18 protein-coding genes and 1 pseudogene are annotated in these 20,298 nt (G+C 71.7%); 4 read left to right on the forward strand and 15 right to left on the reverse strand.

Features of this window, described 5'->3' with window-relative positions; genetic code table 11:
• Nucleotides 1-218 precede the first annotated feature (218 nt).
• Nucleotides 219-1,769, forward strand: a complete 1,551-nt coding sequence (locus BLA60_RS41405; RefSeq protein ID WP_084736185.1) for a hypothetical protein — start codon at nt 219-221, stop codon at nt 1,767-1,769.
• 59 nt (nt 1,770-1,828) lie between these two features.
• On the opposite strand, the gene BLA60_RS41410 is transcribed toward BLA60_RS41405, so the two are convergent.
• The 7 genes from BLA60_RS41410 to BLA60_RS41440 form a co-directional block, all read right to left on the reverse strand.
• Entirely contained in the window at nt 1,829-3,049 is a 1,221-nt protein-coding gene (locus BLA60_RS41410) for a cytochrome P450 (protein ID WP_075138585.1), read from the reverse strand.
• 36 nt (nt 3,050-3,085) lie between these two features.
• Nucleotides 3,086-3,895, reverse strand: coding sequence for an ABC transporter permease (locus tag BLA60_RS41415; protein ID WP_075138586.1), 810 nt, complete (start codon nt 3,893-3,895; stop codon nt 3,086-3,088).
• The gene (locus BLA60_RS41420; RefSeq protein WP_075138587.1) at nt 3,892-4,854 is read right to left on the reverse strand and encodes an ATP-binding cassette domain-containing protein; all 963 of its coding nucleotides are present in this window, start codon (nt 4,852-4,854) and stop codon (nt 3,892-3,894) included. The genes BLA60_RS41415 and BLA60_RS41420 overlap by 4 nt, the downstream gene beginning before the upstream one ends.
• Nucleotides 4,855-4,880: 26 nt before the next feature.
• Nucleotides 4,881-5,726 (reverse strand): DUF4097 family beta strand repeat-containing protein, encoded by an 846-nt coding sequence (locus BLA60_RS41425; protein ID WP_075138588.1) that lies wholly within the window; start codon nt 5,724-5,726, stop codon nt 4,881-4,883.
• A gap of 73 nt (nt 5,727-5,799) precedes the next feature.
• Nucleotides 5,800-6,315, reverse strand: a complete 516-nt coding sequence (locus tag BLA60_RS41430) for a YlcI/YnfO family protein (RefSeq protein ID WP_075138589.1) — start codon at nt 6,313-6,315, stop codon at nt 5,800-5,802.
• Nucleotides 6,316-6,392: 77 nt separating this feature from the next.
• Nucleotides 6,393-6,785 carry a hypothetical protein gene (locus BLA60_RS41435; RefSeq protein WP_154814990.1) on the reverse strand — a complete coding sequence of 131 codons (393 nt, stop codon included), beginning with the start codon at nt 6,783-6,785 and terminating at the stop codon, nt 6,393-6,395.
• 58 nt (nt 6,786-6,843) lie between these two features.
• A complete protein-coding gene (locus BLA60_RS41440) occupies nt 6,844-7,752 on the reverse strand; it encodes an LLM class flavin-dependent oxidoreductase (RefSeq protein WP_075138591.1) in 909 nt (302 codons plus the stop codon).
• 90 nt (nt 7,753-7,842) lie between these two features.
• Between BLA60_RS41440 and BLA60_RS41445 the strand changes: the two genes are divergently transcribed.
• The gene (locus BLA60_RS41445; RefSeq protein WP_075138592.1) at nt 7,843-8,223 is read left to right on the forward strand and encodes a winged helix-turn-helix transcriptional regulator; all 381 of its coding nucleotides are present in this window, start codon (nt 7,843-7,845) and stop codon (nt 8,221-8,223) included.
• Nucleotides 8,224-8,300: 77 nt separating this feature from the next.
• On the opposite strand, the gene dnaB is transcribed toward BLA60_RS41445, so the two are convergent.
• The 6 genes from dnaB to BLA60_RS41475 form a co-directional block, all read right to left on the reverse strand.
• Nucleotides 8,301-10,472, reverse strand: a complete 2,172-nt coding sequence (gene dnaB / locus BLA60_RS41450) for a replicative DNA helicase (protein ID WP_075138593.1) — start codon at nt 10,470-10,472, stop codon at nt 8,301-8,303.
• A 511-nt stretch (nt 10,473-10,983) separates the two neighbouring features.
• Nucleotides 10,984-11,436: a 50S ribosomal protein L9 gene (gene rplI, locus BLA60_RS41455; protein ID WP_075138594.1), complete on the reverse strand. Its 453-nt coding sequence runs from the start codon at nt 11,434-11,436 to the stop codon at nt 10,984-10,986.
• Nucleotides 11,437-11,452: 16 nt separating this feature from the next.
• Nucleotides 11,453-11,701, reverse strand: a complete 249-nt coding sequence (gene rpsR / locus BLA60_RS41460; protein WP_075138595.1) for a 30S ribosomal protein S18 — start codon at nt 11,699-11,701, stop codon at nt 11,453-11,455.
• A 41-nt stretch (nt 11,702-11,742) separates the two neighbouring features.
• Nucleotides 11,743-12,246 carry a single-stranded DNA-binding protein gene (locus BLA60_RS41465; RefSeq protein ID WP_075138596.1) on the reverse strand — a complete coding sequence of 168 codons (504 nt, stop codon included), beginning with the start codon at nt 12,244-12,246 and terminating at the stop codon, nt 11,743-11,745.
• An 11-nt stretch (nt 12,247-12,257) separates the two neighbouring features.
• Nucleotides 12,258-12,554, reverse strand: a complete 297-nt coding sequence (gene rpsF / locus BLA60_RS41470; protein ID WP_075138601.1) for a 30S ribosomal protein S6 — start codon at nt 12,552-12,554, stop codon at nt 12,258-12,260.
• 88 nt (nt 12,555-12,642) lie between these two features.
• A complete protein-coding gene (locus BLA60_RS41475; protein WP_075138597.1) occupies nt 12,643-13,632 on the reverse strand; it encodes a hypothetical protein in 990 nt (329 codons plus the stop codon).
• A gap of 168 nt (nt 13,633-13,800) precedes the next feature.
• Between BLA60_RS41475 and BLA60_RS41480 the strand changes: the two genes are divergently transcribed.
• Nucleotides 13,801-14,571, forward strand: a complete 771-nt coding sequence (locus BLA60_RS41480) for a deoxyribonuclease IV (RefSeq protein WP_075138598.1) — start codon at nt 13,801-13,803, stop codon at nt 14,569-14,571.
• A 50-nt stretch (nt 14,572-14,621) separates the two neighbouring features.
• Nucleotides 14,622-15,986 (forward strand): annotated as a pseudogene (locus tag BLA60_RS46065) (glycosyltransferase family 87 protein); the annotation flags it as partial.
• On the opposite strand, the gene BLA60_RS41490 reads toward BLA60_RS46065, so the two are convergent.
• Both BLA60_RS41490 and BLA60_RS41495 read right to left on the reverse strand, forming a co-directional pair.
• Entirely contained in the window at nt 15,947-17,623 is a 1,677-nt protein-coding gene (locus BLA60_RS41490) for a glycosyltransferase family 87 protein (protein ID WP_084736188.1), read from the reverse strand. The pseudogene BLA60_RS46065 and the gene BLA60_RS41490 overlap by 40 nt on opposite strands.
• A 180-nt stretch (nt 17,624-17,803) precedes the next feature.
• Nucleotides 17,804-20,298 (reverse strand): transglycosylase domain-containing protein (locus BLA60_RS41495; RefSeq protein WP_211289029.1); only part of this gene is annotated, 2,495 nt, incomplete at its 5' end.

The following is a 20,298-nucleotide window of genomic DNA, read 5'->3' on the forward strand; positions in this document are numbered from 1 at the left end:
CGCGGCCACACCGCCGCCGGCGCCGGCACCACCGTCGCCGGCCGCACCGGCGACCGGCCGGGCAGCGCGCCCGACTGAGGCCGGCGCGCCACCACAGCCCAGGGCGGGCCCGTGCCCGCCTTCGGACCGGGTGGTCGCCTGCCCCGGCCTCGCCCGGCGTGCGCACCCCAGACCACTCGTCACAACCCAGACAGGGACAGGAAAGGAGCATCACCCCGATGCAGACTTGGGCGAAGCGCGGAATCCAGACCGCGCTAGTCACCGGCGGCATGCTGATGCTGGGCACCGGCATCGCTTCGGCGGACGAGGACGTCAACCCCGACGGGCCGGCGTCCCCCCTCGACACCACACAGACCACCGCACTGGGTCGCGACGTCGACCTCAACACCATCGACGACGCCACCCGCGACATCCCGGTGCTCGGCCAGGTCGGTGACTGGATGGCCGGTGACGGGGTCACCGAGTCGGTCAACCAGGCGGTCACCGACACGGCCGAGGGCATCGCCCAGGACGTCGTCGCGGGCCTGACCCAGCAGGACGGGACCGCTCCCGCGCCGCCCCCGGCCCAGGACGACGTGGACACCGCTGCCCTCCCGTCGGCCGCCGACGCCATCCCCGAGCACACCGGCGACGAGCCGTTCACGCTCAACCAGGCCACCGGCTGGGTCGCGCCGATCCGGGTCGACAGCGGCTCGATCGGCCTGACCGGCCAGGAGGCCCAGGCCGACGGTGTCGTCGGCGACAACCGCTACGGGCTGACCACCGACCTGACCAGCGTCCGGGAGATCGCCGACCTCGGCCACCTGCCGGCCCGGCTGCACCAGGCGGGCGCGGACCTGTCCGGCACCGGCGACGGTCTGGGCGAGGAGCTGCTCGACATCTCCGGCGGGCTGATCGAGGCCAGCCAGAACCAGACCCAGCAGACCGGCCCCGGCCTGCTGACCGGCGACCTGACCGTCGTCCCGGACGGCCAGGGCGCGACCAGGAACACGGCCGGCGACCAGCCGGCCGACACCGGTGAGGGAGGTGCGGTTGTGCAGGGACTCGCGACCCAGGTCGCTGACAGGTTTCCGGTCTTCGACGTGCCGGCTGACGTCCTGAGCCGGGCGCTCAGCAGGATCAGCAAGCTCAGCCCGCCCGACGTCGCCGACGGGTCGCACATCAACCTGCCGCTCAACCGCCTGGAGACGGTGCCGACGCAGCTGCCGACGCTGCTGCCGCTCGGCCGGTCGCTGCAACGCGACGAGGCGCCGGTCACCGACCCGGTCGACGACCTCGCCGGGGTGTTCAGCGGTGTGCTGGCCAACCTCACCGACCAGCTGTCGGCCGACCGGACGCTGCCCGCCCAGCAGCGGGACCAGCCCCAGCTCAACGTCACCAACCCGTTCGGCCCGATCTCGGGCGACCTGTTCGAGGTCGAGAGCCTGCCGATCGTCGGTGACCTGTTCACCCTGGCGCAGACCGCCCAGTCGACCGGCCTGCTGCCGCAGCGGCCGCTGGACCAGCAGGAGACCACCGAGCTGCCGGCGGTCCTGCCCGCCCCGGCCGCCGACACCGCCCCGGCCGCCCCCGCGCGCACCGCGCCGCTGCCGGCGGTCGAGGACCTGGACGTCACCCAGATCCTGCCGGCCCTGCCCTCCCTGAGTGACCTGCGGGCGCCGTCGCTGCGCGCCATGCCGGCCATGGCGGGCTTCCCGGTGGTGGACCCGAGCACGCTGACCGACACCCGGGCCGCGCTGGCGAGCCTGTTCAACCGTCCGATCGGCTGATCGGATTTCGTGAGCGGAGGGCCCGGGAGCAACCGCTCCCGGGCCCTTGCGCGTGGGTGTCAGTCCTGGTCCCAGGTGACCGGGAGCCGGTCGACGCCGTGGATGTTCTGGTGGCCGGGGCGCACCGGCACGTCGCCGGGCGGCACGGCCAGGCGCAGCGTCGGGAACCGGGCGAACAGCGCCGGGAGCGCGACCCGCAGCTCCACCCTGGCCAGCTGCTGGCCAAGGCACTGGTGGATGCCGTGGCCGAAGGACAGGTGCCCGGTGGCGTCGCGGGTCAGGTCGAGCCGGTCGGGGTCGGCGAACCGTCGCGGGTCGCGGTTGGCGGCCTGGACGGAGATCGTCACCGACTCGCCGGCCCGGATCAGCTGCCCGTCCAGCTCGACGTCGGCCACCGCCGCGCGCAGGCCGGTGTGCGCGATCGTCAGGTGGCGCAGCAGTTCCTCGACCGCCCGGGCGGGGTCGGCGTGCAGCGCGGCGCGCTGGCCGGGATCGCCGAGCAGCGCGAACGTGCCGAGCGCGATCATGTTGGCGGTGGTGTCCAGCCCGGCCTGGAGCAGGAAGCTGCCGACCCCGGCCAGCTCCTCGTCGGTGAGGTCGCTGGGGGTGAGGTCGCTGAGCAGGTCGTCGGTCGGCTCGGCGCGTTTGGCCGCGACCAGCTCGGCCAGGTACCCGGCCAGCTCGGTCATCGCCGTGCCGCGGTCCTCGACGGTCGCGGTCACGTCCATCACCGTCGCCGCACGGCCCTGGAAGCGGTCGCGGTCGGCGTAGGGGACACCGAGCAGCTCGCAGATCATCACGGCCGGCACCGGGTGGGCGAAGGCGCCGACCAGGTCGACCTCCGGGCCGTGGGCGGCCATCGCGTCCAGGTGCTCGGCGGTGACCTGCTCGACCCGCTCGGTCAGCAGCCGCATCCGGCGGACGGTGAACCGGCCGGCGAGCAGCCGGCGGAAACGGGTGTGCTCGGGGGCGTCCATGCCGGTCATGTCGCCGACCGTGGCCGGCGGCAGCTCGTCGAACTCCTCCAGGCCGGGCAGCGGGAAGTGCGCCAGTTCGTAGCGGGAGCTGAACCGCCGGTCGGCCAGCACCGCACGGGTGGCGGCGTACCCGGTGACCAGCCAGCCGACGTGACCGTCGGGGTAGGTCAGCCTGGTCAGCGGGCGCTGGTCGCGCAGCGGGCCGAGTTCGGCCGGCGGATCGAACGGGCAGCCCGCCGGCCGGTCCAGGGGCAGCGCCGGAAGGGGCTCGGGAAGGGGCGCGGGAAGGGGATCGTGCGTCATCGCGGACTCCTTGCCTTGGCGTGGCGGCGGGGTGGGTCAGCGGTCGTCCTCGCGGGCGAACAACTTCCTGGACCACAGGTAGCCGCCGAGGGCGATGACCGCGCACCAGCCGAGCGCGATCCACGGCTCGTTGCCCAGCGGCCGGTCGGTCAGCAGCCCGCGCAGGGTCTCGATGATCGGGGTGAACGGCTGGTACTCGGCGAACCAGCGCAGCACCGTGGGCATCGAGTCGGTCGGCACGAACCCGCTGCCGAGGAAGGGCAGCATCATCAGCGGCATCGGCAGGTTGCTGGCCGTCTCGACGGTCTTGGAGACCTGGCCGAGCGCGACCGCGAGCCACACCAGCGCGAAGGTCACCACGACCAGGAACCCGGAGGCGGCCAGCCAGCCGCCGAGCCCGGCGGTGGGGCGGAACCCGACCAGCACGGCGAAGCCGATCACGATCGCCAGGCTGAACACCGCCTGCAGGACGCTGCCCACGACGTGCCCGGTGAGCACCGAGACGCGGGCGATGTGCATCGTGCGGAACCGGGCGATGATGCCCTCGGTGAGGTCCATGGCGATGGAGATCGCGGTGCCCTGCACGGTGGCGGTCACCGTCATCAGGATGATGGCGGGGGCGACGTAGTTGGCGTACTCGGCGCGGCCGGCGGCGCTCCCGCCGATCCCGGCGCCGAGCGTGCCGCCGAAGACGTAGACGAACAGCAGCAGGAACACCACCGGCATCGCGACCAGCATCAGGGTCATCGACGGGTAGCGCACCATCCGGCGCAGGTTGCGGCGCAGCATCGTCGCCGAGTCGCGTAACGGGTGGAACCGGGCGGCGGGGACGGCCAGGGTGGTCATCGGACGGTCACCTTCTCGTCGGTGGGGTTGCCGGTCAGGGCGAGGAACACGTCGTCGAGGTCGGGGGTGTGCACGGTCAGCTCCTCGACGTCGACCGACCACTCGTCGAGGCGGTCGATCAGGGACTTGAGCGAGCGGGGGCTGCCGTCGCCGGGAACCCGCAGGCAGAGCGCGTCGTCCTCGTCGCGGGTGGACTGGGGCAGCACGCGGTGGGCGTCGTCGAGGGCGTCCGGGTCGGTGAAGCGCAGCCGGACGTGGCCGCCGGGCAGGCGTCGCTTGAGTTCGTCGGCGGTGCCCTCGGCGACCAGCCGGCCGTGGTCGAGCACGCCGATCCGGTCTGCCAGCTCGTCGGCCTCGTCGAGGTACTGGGTGGTGAGGAAGATGGTGACGCCGCCGGCGACCAGCTCCCGCACGATCCGCCACATGGCGCGGCGGCTGCGCGGGTCCAGGCCGGTCGTCGGCTCGTCGAGGAAGATCACCCGGGGGTCGCCGACCAGGGTCATCGCCAGGTCCAGCCGCCGCCGCATGCCGCCGGAGTAGGTGGCGGCCGGTTTGCCGGCGGCGTCGGTCAGGTCGAACAGGTCGAGCAGTTCGGTGACCCGGCGCTGGCCGCCGGCGCGGGGGAGATGGTTCAGGTCGGCCATCAGCAGGAGGTTCTCCCGGCCGGTGAGCAGGTTGTCCACGGCGGAGAACTGGCCGGTGACGCCGATCGCCGCGCGGACCGCATCCGGCTCGGTGGCCAGGTCGTGCCCGGCGACGCTGGCGGCCCCGCCACCGGCGGCGATCAGCGTGGTGAGGATCTTGACGGTGGTGGTCTTGCCGGCGCCGTTCGCGCCGAGCAGCGAGTAGACGGTGCCGCTGGGCACGTCCAGGTCGAGGCCGGCGAGCACGACGTGGTCGCCGTAGGACTTGCGCAGCCCGCTGACCGTGATCGCCGACGGGTGTTCGTGGGTGGTCATGGGTGTCCCTTTCCGTGGGCGGGGGTTCAGGAGCGTCGGATGGTGATGTCGCCGAAGGCGGTGTGCCCGCGGATCTCGACGGTCCGGTCGGACTCGTCGGGCCGGGCGGTGTCGTCGAGTTCGTTGTCCACGTGGCCGAAGGCGGTGTTGACCTCCAGCCAGGCGGCGGTGCCCCGGGCGATGCCGACCTCCAGGTCGCCCATCGCGGTGCCGAGCACGACCGAGCCTCGGACCACCTCGCCGATCCGGATGCGCCCGTTGGAGGTCTTGGCGTCCACGCCGGCGCCGGCCCGGCCGACGGTGATGGTGCCGTTGGCCGCACGGACCCGGATGTCGCCGGCGGCCGAGTCGATCTCGGTGTTGCCGTTGGAGTTCTTCACCACCGCGCCGCCCTCGACGTCGCCGAGGTGGACGTCACCGGAGCCGGTGTGCACGTCGGCGTCGCCGGCGATCTCCCTGGCGCTGGCCCCGCCGGCGCCCAGGTCCACGCGCAGCGGGCCGGTGCGCTCCACCCGGACGGTGCCCACGGCGGACTTGAACCGGCACTCGCCGAGGCGTCCGGCGGCGTCGAGGCCGCCGACCTGCACCTCGGCGGCCAGCCGCGAGCCGGTGGGCACGTCGAGGGTGATGTCGACCGACCGGCTCTGCTTGGAGAAGTCGAAGGCGCGGGCCTTCGGGCCGGTGATCTGGATGGTGCCGTTGGTGTGTTCGACGCGGACCTTGCGGGCGGCCTGCACGTCGGACTGGTCGTCCGGGTCGGTGGGCCGCACGTCGACGGCGGTGTCGGTCCGGTCGCTGGCGGTGACGCGGAGCCTGGTGGTGCCGAGTTCGAGGCTGAGCGAGACGGGTTCCGGGGTGTCGTACACAGGCATGGGTGTTCCCTCATCACGTTGCTGGTGGGCGTCCCCGCAGGTCAGGGACGTGTGGTGGTGACGTGCGGTCGGGTCAGCGGACCCAGCCGGACAGCCGCTGGCGGCCCGGTTTGCCGGTGGGCTGGCGCGGGCGTTCCTCGACGCGCGTCAGGGCGGTCGTGGCGGCGCGGACCAGCCAGGCGTTGACCGAGCGGCCCTCGCGGGCGGCGGCCTCCTCGACCGCGGCCTTGAGCTGCTCGGGCAGGCGGACGTTGATCCGGGCCGTGGGGCCGTCCTCGCTGAACGGCGTCTCGGCGTCGGTGTCCGGGTTCTCGGGGGTGGTGGTCGTGTCCTGGGCCGGTGCGGCCGGCGGCTGGGTGACGACGAAACTCGGGTCACGCCCGCGCAGGCGCAGTTCGACCGAGCCGGGGGCCAGGTCGCTGGTGATCTCGTCGGCGGCGCCGGCCAGCGCCTCCAGCAGGGTCATCCGGATCGCTGACTCCAGCGGTCCGGTGAGGCGTTCGACGAGCGCGCGTGCCTCCTCGCCGCCCGCCTCGGCGAGCGTGGCGAACTCGCGCCCGAGGTTGCCCACATACGTCGTCAGATCCATGGCACCACTATGGCACACGCGTGGTGCCATGACAACCCGGTTTGGCTCAGAATGGCACCAAGGTGGCACCTGGGACCTCAGGTGGACCGTTGTTTCCGGCTGCGCCGCCAGTCGGCGGCCTGCTGGTAGTACAGGTTCGATGGAGCCAGGAAGGCCAGCACCGCACCCACCACGAAGACGACCGCGCCGATCAGTGTGTAGCTCGCGGCCTGACTCACGCCGTCATCCAGGTGGACGATGATGACCGGCACCCACAGGACGGTCAGGAAGGCCAGCACGGCGACCGACGTCAGCCGAGCCCAGTTGAACCGGACGGCCAACAGGGAGATCAGCAGGGCCATCGAGGAGAGACTCCCCCGCGCGCCGACGTTCATCTCCGTCATGGCGAACAGCAGCGCGGCCAGGGGCAGCGCCACCAGGGCGCCGATCAGCACGGGCGGGCGCAACGGACGTCGGGCCGGCTCAGTCATGGGCCCAGTGTCGCGACGGAGGCCGGGACCGGTCCCGGACGGCCTGTTCCGGACGGTGTCAGAGCAGCGCGGCGGCCGTGGCCACCAGTTCGGTCTGGCGGAACCAGTCGCCGCCGGCCACGGACACGATCACCCGGTCGGCGCCGGCGACGTGAACGGCGCCGATCCGGTCGGAGAGGCTGTCCGGGCCGCCGACCACGACCGTGTCGACGGCCTCGCCTGGCATGCCGAACATGCCGTTCGGATCGGTCAGCCGACGGGTCAGGCCGGCCCGGTCGGGCCGCGCCGGGTCGCCGTCGAGGGCGGCGAGCACGCTGCTGGTGACCTCGGGGGTCGGCCGGCCCCTGGCCGCGGCCAGCTCGGCGAGCCGGCCGACGGTCGCGGCCAACAGCTCGTCAGGGACCGGTAGCGCGAACCAGCCGTCGCCGTAGGTCGCCGCACGGGCCAGGGCGGCCGGCGACAGGCCACCGACGATGATCGGCGGCACCGGGACACCGGGAGCGAGCTGGACCGTGGCGCCGGCGACCCGGCTCGGGCGGCCGGCGATCAGGTCGGGCAGCACGGCGAGCGCGTCGTCGGTGCGGCGGCCCCGCTCGCGGCGGGAGACGCCGGCCGCTTCCCAGGACAGCGCGTGCCGGTCGCCGCCGACCCCGATGCCGAGCAGCACCCGGTCCCCGGAGACGTGTTGCAGCGACGCGACCTGCTTGGCGGTCCAGACGGCCGGCCGCAGCGGCAGGACCAGCACGCCGTAGCCGAGCCGGATCCGGCTGGTGGTCGCCGCCGCGGCGGTCAGCGCGACCGTGCTCTCCAGCAGTGGCACGCCGGAGCCGGCGACGAGCTGGTCGACGGCCCACACCGACTCCAGTCCGAGATCCTCGGCGTGCCGCGCCGCGCGGCCGACGTCGGTCAGCTCGCCGCCGCGCTCGGTCATCGTCGGCAGCATCACGCCGATCTTCGGTGCCGTCATCACACCCGTTCCTCTCGCCTCCGGTGGGACGTCCTCACGATCCGACACCGCGGTGGGGAACGGAAGAAGGCACATTCGTGTTACCGCGACATGGACAACGCGCTGCCCGCCGTCGCCGAGACCCGCAGCTGCGAGATACGAGACGTGCTCGACCGACTGTCCGACAAGTGGTCGCTGCTGATCGTCGAGCTGCTGGGCACCGGCACCCGGAGGTTCAACGAGCTGCGCCGCGCCGTCGACGACATCAGCCAGCGGATGCTGACGCTGACCCTGCGCCGGCTGGAACGCGACGGGCTGGTCACCCGCACCGTGCACGAGGTCGTGCCACCCCAGGTCGAGTACGCCCTGACACCGCTCGGCGCGACCCTGCTCGACGCCATCGCCCCGCTGGTGGCCTGGACCCGCGAGCATCGCCAGCAGGTCGCCGTCGCGCGCGCCGCCTACGAAAGGGCGGCGGAACGGCCCGCTTGACGCGAGGATCGGCAGCCCGCGGGCACCATGAACCCGGCTCCCTCGCGGACGTGAGGTCGAGCTGAACCGCCGCCGGCTCAGCCCTGGGCCAGGTCGGTGAAACGGGAGTAGTGCAGCTGGTGGGCGACGGTGACCGTGGCCGTCGGGCCGGCACGGTGCTTGCCCAGGATCAGGTCGGCCTCGCCGGCGCGCGGGTCGTCCCGTTCGAAGGCGTCCGGGCGGTGGATCAGGATGACCATGTCGGCGTCCTGCTCCAGCGAGCCAGACTCGCGCAGGTCGGAGAGCATCGGCCGCTTGTCGGTGCGCTGCTCGGGGCCACGGTTGAGCTGGCTGATCGCCACCACCGGCACCTCGAGCTCCTTGGCCAGCAGCTTGAGCTGCCGGGAGAACTCCGAGACCTCCTGCTGGCGGGACTCCACGCGCTTGCCGGAGGTCATCAGCTGCATGTAGTCGACCACGACCAGCTTCAGGTCGTGGCGCTGCTTGAGCCGCCTGGCCTTCGCGCGGATCTCCATCATGGTCATGTTCGGGGAGTCGTCGACGAACAGCGGCGCCTCGCTGACCTCACTCATCCGCCGGGCCAGCCTGGTCCAGTCGTCGTCGGTCATCCGGCCGCCGCGCATGTCGGCCAGGCGGATCTTGGCCTCGGCCGAGAGCATGCGCATCACGATCTCGGTCCGGCTCATCTCCAGCGAGAAGATGACGCTGGTCATGCCGTGCTTGACGCTGCAGGACCTGGTGAAGTCCAGGCCGAGCGTCGAGTTGTGCGTGGGGACCATCGAACGGCCGGCCAGGTACAGGTGCTCGGCGTTGTCCACCTCGACACACCGCACCTCGGTGGTGGGCACCGGGCGCACGTCGACCACCAGCCGGCCGGCGTCGGCCGGGCCGCGCGCGTCCTTGTGCGCCAAACGTTTGCGCTCCAGGCGGAAGACGTCGTCCTCGGTGCGGAACTCGATCACCCCGCCGCCCCGCGCGGGGTGGCCGAGGCCGGCGAGCAGGTCGCGCAGGTCCCCGGCCAGACCCGGGCCGGCCGCCGGCAGGCGCACCGCGCCGTCCGGCAGGACCGTGCCGGCGCCGTCGGCGAGGCCGGCGAGCAGCGCGCGGCGCTGGGCCAGACCCGCCCGCAGGTACCCGGCCGGGATCCTCGGCTCGCCGTCGGCCTCGACCAGCCAACCCAGCTCCGGGTCGGCCGGGTGGCCGGTGGCCAGCCACACCCCCAGCGTGTACGGCGGGATCGGCAGGTCCCGCTCCGGCAGGTCCAACGGGCGGGGGTCGGCGACCGTGTGGCCATCGGCGACGGTCGCGGCGAGCCGCTCGGTCGTGCGGATCCGGGTGACACCACCGGCGGTGGTCAGCCACTGGTGCCGGGCGTCGGCGACGATCACCGTGCCGTCGGCGAACTCGACCTCGAAGCACGGGCGGCCGCGCAGGACCTCGGTGGCCGCCACCACCCGGGTCGGTCGGCCGTCGGCGTCGAGCAGCCGGTCACCGACGGCGACCTCGCCCATGGTCGTCCAGCCGTGCGGGGTGGGCAGCGGGGTGTCCAGGGCCAGCGCCTTGCCGATACCGGGACGCGCCGCGACGATGATCATCTGGCCGGGGTGCAGGCCGTTGGTGACCGCGTCCAGGTCCTCGAAGCCGGTCGGCACACCCAGCGACGAGCCGCCACGCGAGGCGATGGCGTCGATCTCGTCCATCGTCGGCTGGAGCAGCTCCTCCAGCGAGACGTAGTCCTCGCTCATCCGGCGCTCGGTGACCTCGTAGATCGAGGACTGCGCGCGGTCGACGACCTCGTTGATGTCCGCGCCCTCGGCGCCCGCGTAACCCAGCTGCACGATCCGGGTACCGGCCTCGACCAGCCGCCGCAGGATCGACTTCTCCGAGACGATCTCGGCGTAGTAGCCGGCGTTCGCGGCGGTCGGCACGGTGGCGATCAGCGTGTGCAGGTACGGCGCGCCGCCCACCCGGCGGATCTCGCCCCGGCGTTCGAGCTCGGCGGCCACGGTGATCGCGTCGGCCGGCTCGCCCCGGCCGTAGAGGTCCAGGACGCAGTCGTAGACGACCTGGTGGGCCGGGCGGTAGAAGTCGCCGGGGCGCAGCACCTCGACCACGTCGGCGATGGCGTCCTTGGACAGCATCATGCCGCCGAGCACGCTCTGTTCGGCGGCCAGGTCCTGCGGCGGCTGGCGGTCCATCCCGCCTTCGCCGGACGCGGAAGCCGGCGGACGGTCGTCGGTCATCGCCACCGAGAACCCCTCCTACCTCTCGAACACCTGTTCGAGCATAGACGACGCGCGGTACCCGGCGGCGACCGTCGAGGGTGGTGCCGCGGGTACGCGGAGCGAGGATGTACGCGGGACCTTAGATGGCCCGGCGGGCCTTGGCCAAACCTCGTTGGGGACGCCGCTGTGGACAACCTGTTGATGCCGGAACACAACCAACCACAGCCGTCGACCCGCATGGGGACAACCTGTGGACAGGCGCCAGGGCGCGCCGAATAAGCGCTGGTCAGCGCCTGGGTACTGGCTGTGGAAAAACTCTCCGTGTGAGCTGCGGCGTGTCGGGGAAAAATGGCCGTTCGGCGTGTCGCGCTTCGGCCGTTCGGCAGGGTTAACCCACAGGTGTGGACAGCCGGATGTGGACAACACGTGTGGACCACACGGGTCGACGGGTGAACAGACAAGCGTCAAGCCCCGCGCCGGGGTGCGTCACCTGGCGCGGGGCCTGACGGAGATCAACTACGCACGGTCAACGAGATCAGTTGGCCGAGACCTGGACGGTGAACTTGGCCGTCACGTCCGGGTGCAGGCGAACACTCACCGAGTGCTTGCCCACGGTCTTGATGTGCCCGGTCAGCTCGACCAGGCGCTTGTCCAGCACCGGGCCACCGGCGGCCTTGACCGCCGCGACCACGTCGGCCGAGGTGACCGAACCGAACAGCTTGCCGGAACCGGCGGCTGCCTTGGCGTTGAGCGGCACCGGGTCGACGGCGTTCAGCGCCGCCTTGACCTCCTGCGCGTGGTCCAGACCCCGGATCGCCCGCGCGTTCTGCGCCCGGCGGATGGTCTGCACCTGGCGCTCGGCGCCCTTGGTGGCCTGGATCGCCAGCTTGCGGGGCAGCAGGTAGTTGCGGCCGTAGCCGTCCTTGACCTCGACGATGTCGCCGGGGCCACCCAGGCCGGACACGTCAGCGGTGAGGATGAGCTTCATCGTTCGACTCCCCAGCTCAGCGTGCGGTCGAGGTGTAGGGCAGCAGGGCCATCTCCCGCGCGTTCTTCACCGCGATGGCGACGTCACGCTGGTGCTGGCTGCAGTTGCCGGTGACCCGGCGGGCACGGATCTTGCCGCGGTCGGAGATGTACTTGCGCAGCAGCGTCGTGTCCTTGTAGTCGATCGGCGCCAGCTCGGCCTTCTTCTTGGCCTTGCAGAAGACGCAGACCTTCTTCTTGGGCTTGCGAATGGGTGGCTTGGCCACGTGTTTACTCCTGGTCTTCTCTACAGCGTGCGGGTTGTCGGTCAGAAGGGCGGTTCGTCGGAGAACCCGCCGCCGCCACCGCCGCCGCCGGAACTGGCAGGCGGGGCCGAGCCCCACGGGTCGTCCGCGGGGGCGCCGTTGGCGGAGCCGCCGAAGCCGCCGCCTCCACCGCCGCTGCCCCGGCTCACCTTGTTGACCTTCGCGGTGGCGTACCGCAGCGACGGGCCGACCTCGTCGACCTCCAGCTCGACGACGGTGCGCTTCTCACCCTCACGGGTCTCGAAGGACCGCTGCTTGAGCCGGCCGCTCACGATCACGCGAGCGCCACGGGTCAGCGACTCGGCCACGTTCTCGGCCGCCTGACGCCAGATGTTGCACCGCAGGAACAGCGCCTCGCCGTCCTTCCACTCGCCGCTCTGGCGGTCGAAGGTCCTCGGGGTCGAGGCCACGGTGAAGTTGGCCACCGCCGCGCCGGACTGCGTGAACCGCAGCTCGGGGTCGGCGGTGAGGTTGCCGATCACGGTGATGACGGTGTCGCCAGCCATGGCTTACCTCCTCAGGCCGTGGCCGGGTCGCGCCGCAGGACCTTGGTCCGCAGCACCGACTCCTGGAGGCCGAGCTGGCGGTCCAGCTCCTTCACCGCGTCCGGGTCCGCGTTCACGTCGAGCACCGCGTAGATGCCCTCGGTGTTCTTGTTGATCTCGAACGACAGCCGACGCTTGCCCCAGACCTCGACCTTCTCGACGTTGCCGCCAGAGGTGCGGATGACGTTGAGAAAGGTGTCGAGCGACGGTGCGACCGTGCGCTCGTCCAGGGTGGGATCGAGGATGACCATGACCTCGTAATGACGCATGAAGACCACTCACCTCCTGTGGACTCGGCGGCCACGGACTCTCCGTGGCAGGAGGGGTCTTGCGCTGGACAGGCTACAGGGGACCCGGTCAGGCGGTCGCGGCCGGGGTTCGGCGCAGCACCCAGGTGCGCACCAGGGCGGCGGTCACCATCGACAACGCCAGCACCGCCAGCAGCACCGGCAGCTCGATCCGCTGGCCGGCCGGCGGCTCCAGCGCCTCGGCCCGCCCGGCGGCCCGGACGTCGTCGCTCGGGTCGTTCGCGCCGGCGATGCCGAACTGCGGGTGGTAGCCGGGCACCGCGCCGCCGTAGCGGACGCCGGGCGCCGGGGCGAACCCGCCGGCCGTGGCGTAGGGCACCGAGCCGTAGAGGTCCAGCGGCGAGCGGGCCAGCCCGCCCAGACCGCCGGGCCCGCCGAGGCCGGGCGGGTAGAGCGACCACTCGCCGGGCGCCAGCCCGCCCAGCGGTGGCTGGTTGGGGGTCAGGCCGCCCTGCCCGGGGTTGCCGCCGGTGCCCGGGGCCGGAGTCTGGCCGCCGGGGGCGCCCGGACCGGGGCCGGTGTTGCCCGGCAGGAGCTGCCTGGTGACCTGCTCGGAGGTGTCGGCCACGGCCTCGGCGCCGTCCTGGACCGGGGCGCCGACCGCGTTCGTGCCGGTGACCAGCACGACGCAGGCCGAGGTCAGGGTGGAGCGCACGGTGTCGACCACCGCGACCAGCACCGGGCCGAGCAGCGGGATCTTCTTCAGTTCCTTGACCACCGCGTTCGCGATGTCGCCGCCGGTGAGGTAGCCGCTGCCGGTGGGGATCGCGCCGATCGGGATGGGCGGCAGCGCCTCGAAGGCCTTGTTGGCGGCGCCGGCCAGCGGCGGTCCGAGGAGCGGGACCGCGCGCACCGCGTCGGTCACCACGCCGAGCACGGCCGCCGGGGCGAGCGCGACCGGCTGGCCGGGGACGCCCCGCACGGTGGCCTGGCAGCTGCCGATGATGATCGGTTCGGCGGCGGCCGCCGTTCCGCTGCCGGCCAGGCCCAGGGTGCACACCGACAGGAGCATCGCCAGCGCGGTCGCGGCACTACGCATGCGTCGTCGCACGTGTCCTCCCGCTTTACTCGTCGGTAGCCCTGAAGGTGCAACGACCGTAACCCGGAACGGTGACGCGTGACCAGGGTAGGAAAGACGGTGTGTAACCCAACTGGACCAGCGGGCGGCTCCTGTCTCGGTCAAGCCCGGCGACTACGCTCGCCTGCCATGAGCATCGGCGCCCACATCCACAGTGACGACCCGCTCGGCGCGGCACGTGAGCGAGATGCGGACGTCGTGCAGTTCTTCCTCGGCGACCCGCAGAGCTGGAAGGCCCAGCCGCCCCACCCGCAGGCCGACGCGCTCCGCGAGGCCGGCGTCGACGTGTTCGTGCACTCCCCCTATCCGGTGAACATCGCCTCAACCAACAACCGCATCCGTATCCCGTCGCGCAAGACCGTCACCCAGTACGCGGAATCGGCCGCCGCCTCCGGCGCCAAGGGCCTGATCGTGCACGGCGGGCACGTCACGCAGGGCGAGGACCCGGCCAAGGGCCTGGACAACTGGCGCAAGTTCTTCGAGCGTCAGGCCGACGCCGGCGGCTTCCCGCTGCCGATCCTGATCGAGAACACCGCCGGCGGCGACAACGCCATGGCCCGCAAGTTCGACGTGCTGGCCCGGCTGTGGGACAAGGTCGGCGAGTTCGGCGCCGGGTTCTGCCTGGACACCTGCCACGCCCACGCGGCCGGCGAGTCGCTGGAGGGCATCGTCGAGCGGGTGAAGGCCATCACCGGCCGGATCGACCTGGTCCACCTCAACAGCTCGCGCGACGAGTTCGACTCCGCCCGGGACCGTCACGCCAACATCAAGAATGGCATGATCGAACCGGAGCTGTTGGCATCCGTGGCCAGGGAGGCCGGCGCGCCGGTCGTGGTGGAAACCCCCGCCGAGGGGCAGGCGGAGGACATCGCGTTCCTGCGCGCCGCGATGGTGCGGTGAGAATGCTGCCGGTCCACTCGGCGGCGGGGTCAGGGAAGGACGACGGTCGAGTGTCCGAGGAGGTCGGCACGCCCCCGGGCGGCCGCCAGCCCCGCACCGGTGCCCGGCTCGGCGCGGCGGCCCTCGTCGTGCTGGTCGCACTGTGCGGGATCACGCTGGTGCTCGGTTTCCTCAACAAGGACCGCTGCTCAGGCCCCGACTTCGACGAGTGGGGCCGCAGCGAACCCAACTTCGACCTGCGCAGCAAGCAGGAGGTCTGCTACTCCGACATCCAGTTCCTGTGGATCGGCCGCGACATCGACCGGCACGTGTTCCCCTACGTCAACGGCAGCCTGACCGAGGACGGCCAGCCGGTCGGCGGGGTCGTCGAGTACCCGGTGCTGACCGGCGTTGTCATCTGGGCCTCGGCGCTGTTCGCCGACACCGACGCCGACTTCCTGCTGCTCTCCGCGCTGGTGCTGGCGCCCTTCGGGCTGGCGACGGCGTGGATGCTCGGCCGGCTGGCCGGGTGGCGCGCGCTGCTGTGGGCGATCGGCCCGCCGCTGGTGCTCTACGCGTTCCACAACTGGGAACTGCCGGTCGTGCTGTGCGCGGTCGCCGCGGTGTACGTGGTGCACCGGGGGTGGGGCGCGCGCGGCGCCGACCGGCCGCTGATCCAGCGGGCGACCTACGCCTCGGTGCTGCTCGGGCTCGGCTTCGCGTTCAAGGTGTACCCGGCGATCTTCGTGCTGCCGCTGATGCTCTACGTGCTGACCGGTGGCCGGGGCGGGCGGGAACTGGCCGGGAGGGCACTGGACTGGGCGGGCGCGGTCCGGGTGGCGCTGGTGGCGCTGGGCACCGCGGTGGCGGTGAACGTGCCGTTCGCGGTGGCCGGGTTCGAGGGCTGGCGGGCGTCGTTCACCTTCCAGATGCTGCGCAAGGCCGACATCACCACCAACTCCATCTGGTTCTGGGGCCTGCGGCCGGATTCCAACCCGGACAACGCGCCCGTGCAGGACCTGATCGGGGTGCTGTCGCCGACGCTGATGCTGCTCTCGTTCGTGCTCGCGTGCGCGCTGGGCTGGCGGCGTTACCAACGGGAGGGCACCTACCCGTGGGTCGCGGTGTCGGCGGCGATGCTGTGCGGGTTCCTGCTGCTGCACAAGGTCCACTCGCCGCAGTACACGTTGTGGCTGGTGCCGATGTTCGTGCTGCTGCGGATCAGGTGGGGCTGGATCGTGGCCTACCTGCTGGCCGACATCGCCATGGGTATCGGCATCTTCCGCTGGTTCTACGAGATCTTCTACGGCCAGCGCGGTGGCATCTTCGACGGGCTGGCCGCGCAGGCGGTGATGGTCGGCGTGTGGGGCAGGGCGGCGTTGCTGGTCGGGCTGTTCTACGCGTTCCTGGTCGCCCGGTCGACCGTCGACGACGATCCCGACACCGATCCGGAAGGCGGCGAGCCGGATCCCGACGGTTCACTCGATCCGGGCGGTTCCGGTGACGGGCCGCCGGCCGGACGCGCCCCGGCCCGGTTCGCCTGACGCCGGCCGCGCACCACGAACCGGTCGGGCGCGCCGTCGAGCACCCCGCCGTGCGGGTCGTCGTGGCCGCCCCGGCGGACCAGGTCCCTGGCCGGGCGGTAGATCTCGTAGATCACCAGCGCGCACAGGCCGATCACCGCCAGGTCGCGGACCACCACGAACGACAGGAACCACTCGACCGGCAGGCCCTTCTTGTCCTCGCCCAGGTAGAAGGCCATCCTCGGGAACCAGACCAGCGCGTCGACGGTCATCCAGGCCAGCAGCAGCCGCCAGCGCGGCACCGCCAGCACTGCCAGCGGCACCAGCCACAGCGAGTACTGCGGGCTCCACACCTTGTTGGTCAGCAGGAACGCGGCGATCACCAGGAACGACAGCTGCGCGACCCTCGGGCGCACCGGCGCGGTCAGACCGACGTAGGCGATCCCCGCGCAGCACAGCAGGAACAGCCCCGCGCTGACCAGGTTCAGCCACACCGGGGTCTGGCCGAAGGGCAGCTGCCCGTCGAAACCCGGCCAGCCGGTGAACTGGGTGACCACGTTGTACAGCGAGTCCGGGTCGGCGCCGCGCAGGCTGTTGCGGTGGAAGAACTCCCACCAGCCTCGGGGGAACGCCACCAGGATCGGCAGGTTCACCACCGCCCAGGTCAGCAACGCCACGACGGTGGTTCTGCGCCACTCGCGCATCCGCCCGCCGCGCAGGCACAGCACCAGCAGCGGCCCCAGCAGGAACAGCGGATACAGCTTCGCCGCCGCGCCGATGCCCAGCAGCAGACCGGCCAGGCCCGGCCGGCGGCGCGACCAGGCCAGCAGCGCGGTCGCCGCGCACGCGGTGGCCAGGGTGTCGAAGTTGGTGAACGCGTGCACCATCACCAGCGGTGAGGCGGCGATCAGCGCGGCGTCCCACGGCCGCAGCCGCGCCGTTCTGGCCACCGCCCAGATGGTCACCAGCCAGGCGAGCGCGAGCCAGAACGCGGAGATGTCGAAGAACACGGTGACCGCGAGGCCGGTCGGCAGCCAGCCGGCGTTGGCGAGGTTGAGCCAGCCGTCGGCGAGCTTCGCGTTCACCCACTGGAACAGGCCGGTCAGCACCGGGTACTCCATGTACCGGGTGTGCGCGGTCGGCTTGCCCTCGTCGTCGACCCAGCTGGTCTCGTACGGGAAGCCGCCCTCGTTGAGCCGTTCGGCCGAGTACAGCGGGATGACGTCGGAGTAGCACATCGCGGTGAACGGGCGGCTGGAGCGCCAGTCCAGTTCCAGCTGCTGGCTGTCCTCGTTGAAGTACTGCTGGACGCAGGCCGCCTTGCCGAACCAGCCGATGGTCAGGCCGATCACCGCCAGCAGCAGCGCCACCCGCAGCGGGGTCCAGAACCAGTGCCGGCCGATCGCTGCGTGGTCGCCGAGCGGGCCGCCGACCGGCGTGCTGGCGGCGGCGGCCAGCGGCTCGGTCCAGGTCGGTACGTCGCGCTGCTCGGGGGTCAGCGTCGCGGTGTCCCCGACCTCGCCGTCGACGACGTCGTGCCCGTCGCCCACCTCGCCGTCGGCGCCGACGATCTCGCGGCCGGGCCCGGCGCGCCGGCCGTCGGTACTGACGGCGGTGCTGACGGGGAGGTCGTCGGCCTCGGGGTCGTCGGGCTGGCCTGGCTGGTCGGGCACGCCGGCGATGCTACGGGGCGTCGCCGGCGCGCGTGGCCGCTACCTGGGTTCCCGAGGTCAACCGGTGACGTCGCCCGGTCCGGGGAACGGTGGGGTGAAGGTGTTCCCGGGGTTCTCGGGATCGGTCGGGATGCTCGGCTCCCCGGTGGGGATCGACGGTTCACCGGTCGGGATGGTCGGACCGCCGGTCGGCTTGGGGCCGTTGCCACCACCCCCGCCACCGGGACGGCCGTCCTCGTCGTCGTCGTTGCCGCGACCGTTGTTCCCGTCCTCGTTGCGGGTCTCCTCGGTGCGCCGGTTCTCCGCCTCGAACTCCTCGACGGTCTTGCCGATCGCCTCGAACTCGGGGAAGTCCTTCGGTTCCTTGTTCTTGTGGTAGCGGTTCATGAAGTCGAGCCAGATCTCGCCGGGCAGGCCGGAGCCGTAGACGATGTCGCCGTCGCTGTTGATCAGCGGGATCTGTTTCTTGTCCTTCTCCGCGCCCATGGACACCGCTGCCGAGATCTCCCGGGAGTACCCGACCATCCACGCCTTGGCGTTGTCGTCGGTGTTGCCGAACTGGTGGGTACCGGTCTTGCCGGCGCACTCCCAGTCGCCGTCGCACTCCAGGTCCGAGTGTTCGAGCACCGGCATGAGTGACTCGGTGACGTTGCGCGCGATCTTGGCGTTGTTGTCCGGGTCGTTCTTGTCGAAGGCGTTCTTGGTGGTCTGGGTCGGCGTCCACTTGACCGTGCCGTCCGGGTAGCGGACCTCCGACACCAGGTGCGGCTTGTTGTAGATGCCGCCGGCGGCGAACGTGGCGTAGGCCGAGGCCATCTCCATGGTGGACACGCGGGTGTCGCCACCGCCGATCGAGATGTTGCCGTCGGGGGCGGCGTCCTCGGGCTTGTCGCCGTTGAGGTCGGAGGTGATACCGGCCTGACGGGCGGCGTCCCGGACGGCCTTGGTGCCGACGATCTCGACGGCGATCTCGTAGAACACGGTGTTGACGGACTTCTCCATGGCCTTGGCCACGGTGCATTCCTTGCCGCAGGAGTCGTCGCCGCCGGCGTTGCGGACCGGGGCCTCGCGACCTTCGAAGGTGCGCCCCGAGGTGCCGTCGTAGTCCTCGCCGAGGCCCATGCCCTTCTGCAGCAGGGCGACCAGGTCGAACGGCTTGAACGACGAGCCGGGCTCCTGCTCGGCGGCGGCCCAGTCGGTGCCGATGCCGTTGTTGCCGCCGTAGTAGGCGACGATCTCGCCGGAGCCGGGCTTGACCGCGACCAGCGCCGGCAGGATGTTCTTCGACTCGTCGTCCATGACGTTCTTGACCGACTCGACGGCGGCCTTCTGGGCCGCCGGGTCGATGGTGGTCTTGATGACCAGGCCCTGCTGGAAGATGTCCTGCTCGGTGATGCCGGCGTCGCGCGCCAGCTCGTCCATCACCCGCCGCTGGATGTGCGCCCGGTAGTCGGTGAGGGCCTTGGTGCGCAGCTTCTCCCAGTCCTCGGGCTGCGGGAACTTCTCGGTCTTGGCCTGCTCGGCGGGGAACCAGCCGTTGTTGACCATCTGGCCGAGCACGAACTCCCACCGGCGGGTCATGTACTCGGGCTCGTCGAACCGGCTCGGGCTCTGGATCATGCCGGCGAGCAGCGCCGCCTCGGACGGGGTGATGTCCTTGAGTTCCTTGTCGTAGTACGCCTTCGCGGCGGCGGCGATGCCGTAGGCGCCCCGGCCGAAGTAGATCGTGTTGAGGTAGGCCGTGATGATGTCTTCCTTGGAGTAGGTGTTGTTCATCTTGTAGGCCTGGACCACTTCGAGCGCCTTGCGGGTGATCGACTTCTCTTCGTTGCCGGTCGCCTTCTTGATGTACTGCTGGGTGATCGTCGAGCCACCGCCCTGACCACCGGAGAGCTGGTTCCAGGCGGCCCGCATCACACCGGCGATGTCGAAGCCGGGGTTGGTCATGAACTCGGCGTCCTCGGCGGCGAAGACGGCGTTCTTGACCTGCTCTGGCAGTTCCTCGTACCGGACCATCCGGCGGTTCTGGCCGTCGGGGGGCAGCATCTCGGTGATCAGCTTGTCGTTGGAGTAGGTCAGCTTGGCGACCTGGGCCTGGTCCTTGGCGATCGTCTGCGGGCTCGGCACGTCGACGAGTTGGTAGGCGACGAAGAAGCCGATCAGCGGCAGGATGATCATCAGGGCGGTCAGGACGTAGCCGGTACGGCGGACCCTGCGCCAGATCCGCTTGCGGCGCAGGCGCTTCTGGTCCTGGCTCAGCGGTACTTCCTCGTCGTCGTAGTCGTCGTCGCGGTAGTCGTCCCGGTAGTCGTCGACCGGGTCGTCGTAGCCGGGCTCGCGGTGGGTGAGCAGCTCGGGCTCCGGACCGGTCCGCCGCTTGTGGACCTGCGGCATCATCTCGGTCGGGCCGTCCATGTTCACGCCGGCGGAGCCGGGGGCCGGCGCACCGCCGGGGCGGGCCGGGCCGGCGGGCTGACCGCCGGGCCGGGGGCGGACGACGCCGCGCACCGGCAGACTGTAGATCTCGGTGCCCTCCGCATCAGCACCACAGC

Origin of the sequence: Actinophytocola xinjiangensis (assembly GCF_001921215.1) — a bacterium.
GTDB classification, from domain to species: Bacteria; Actinomycetota; Actinomycetes; order Mycobacteriales; family Pseudonocardiaceae; genus Actinophytocola; species Actinophytocola xinjiangensis.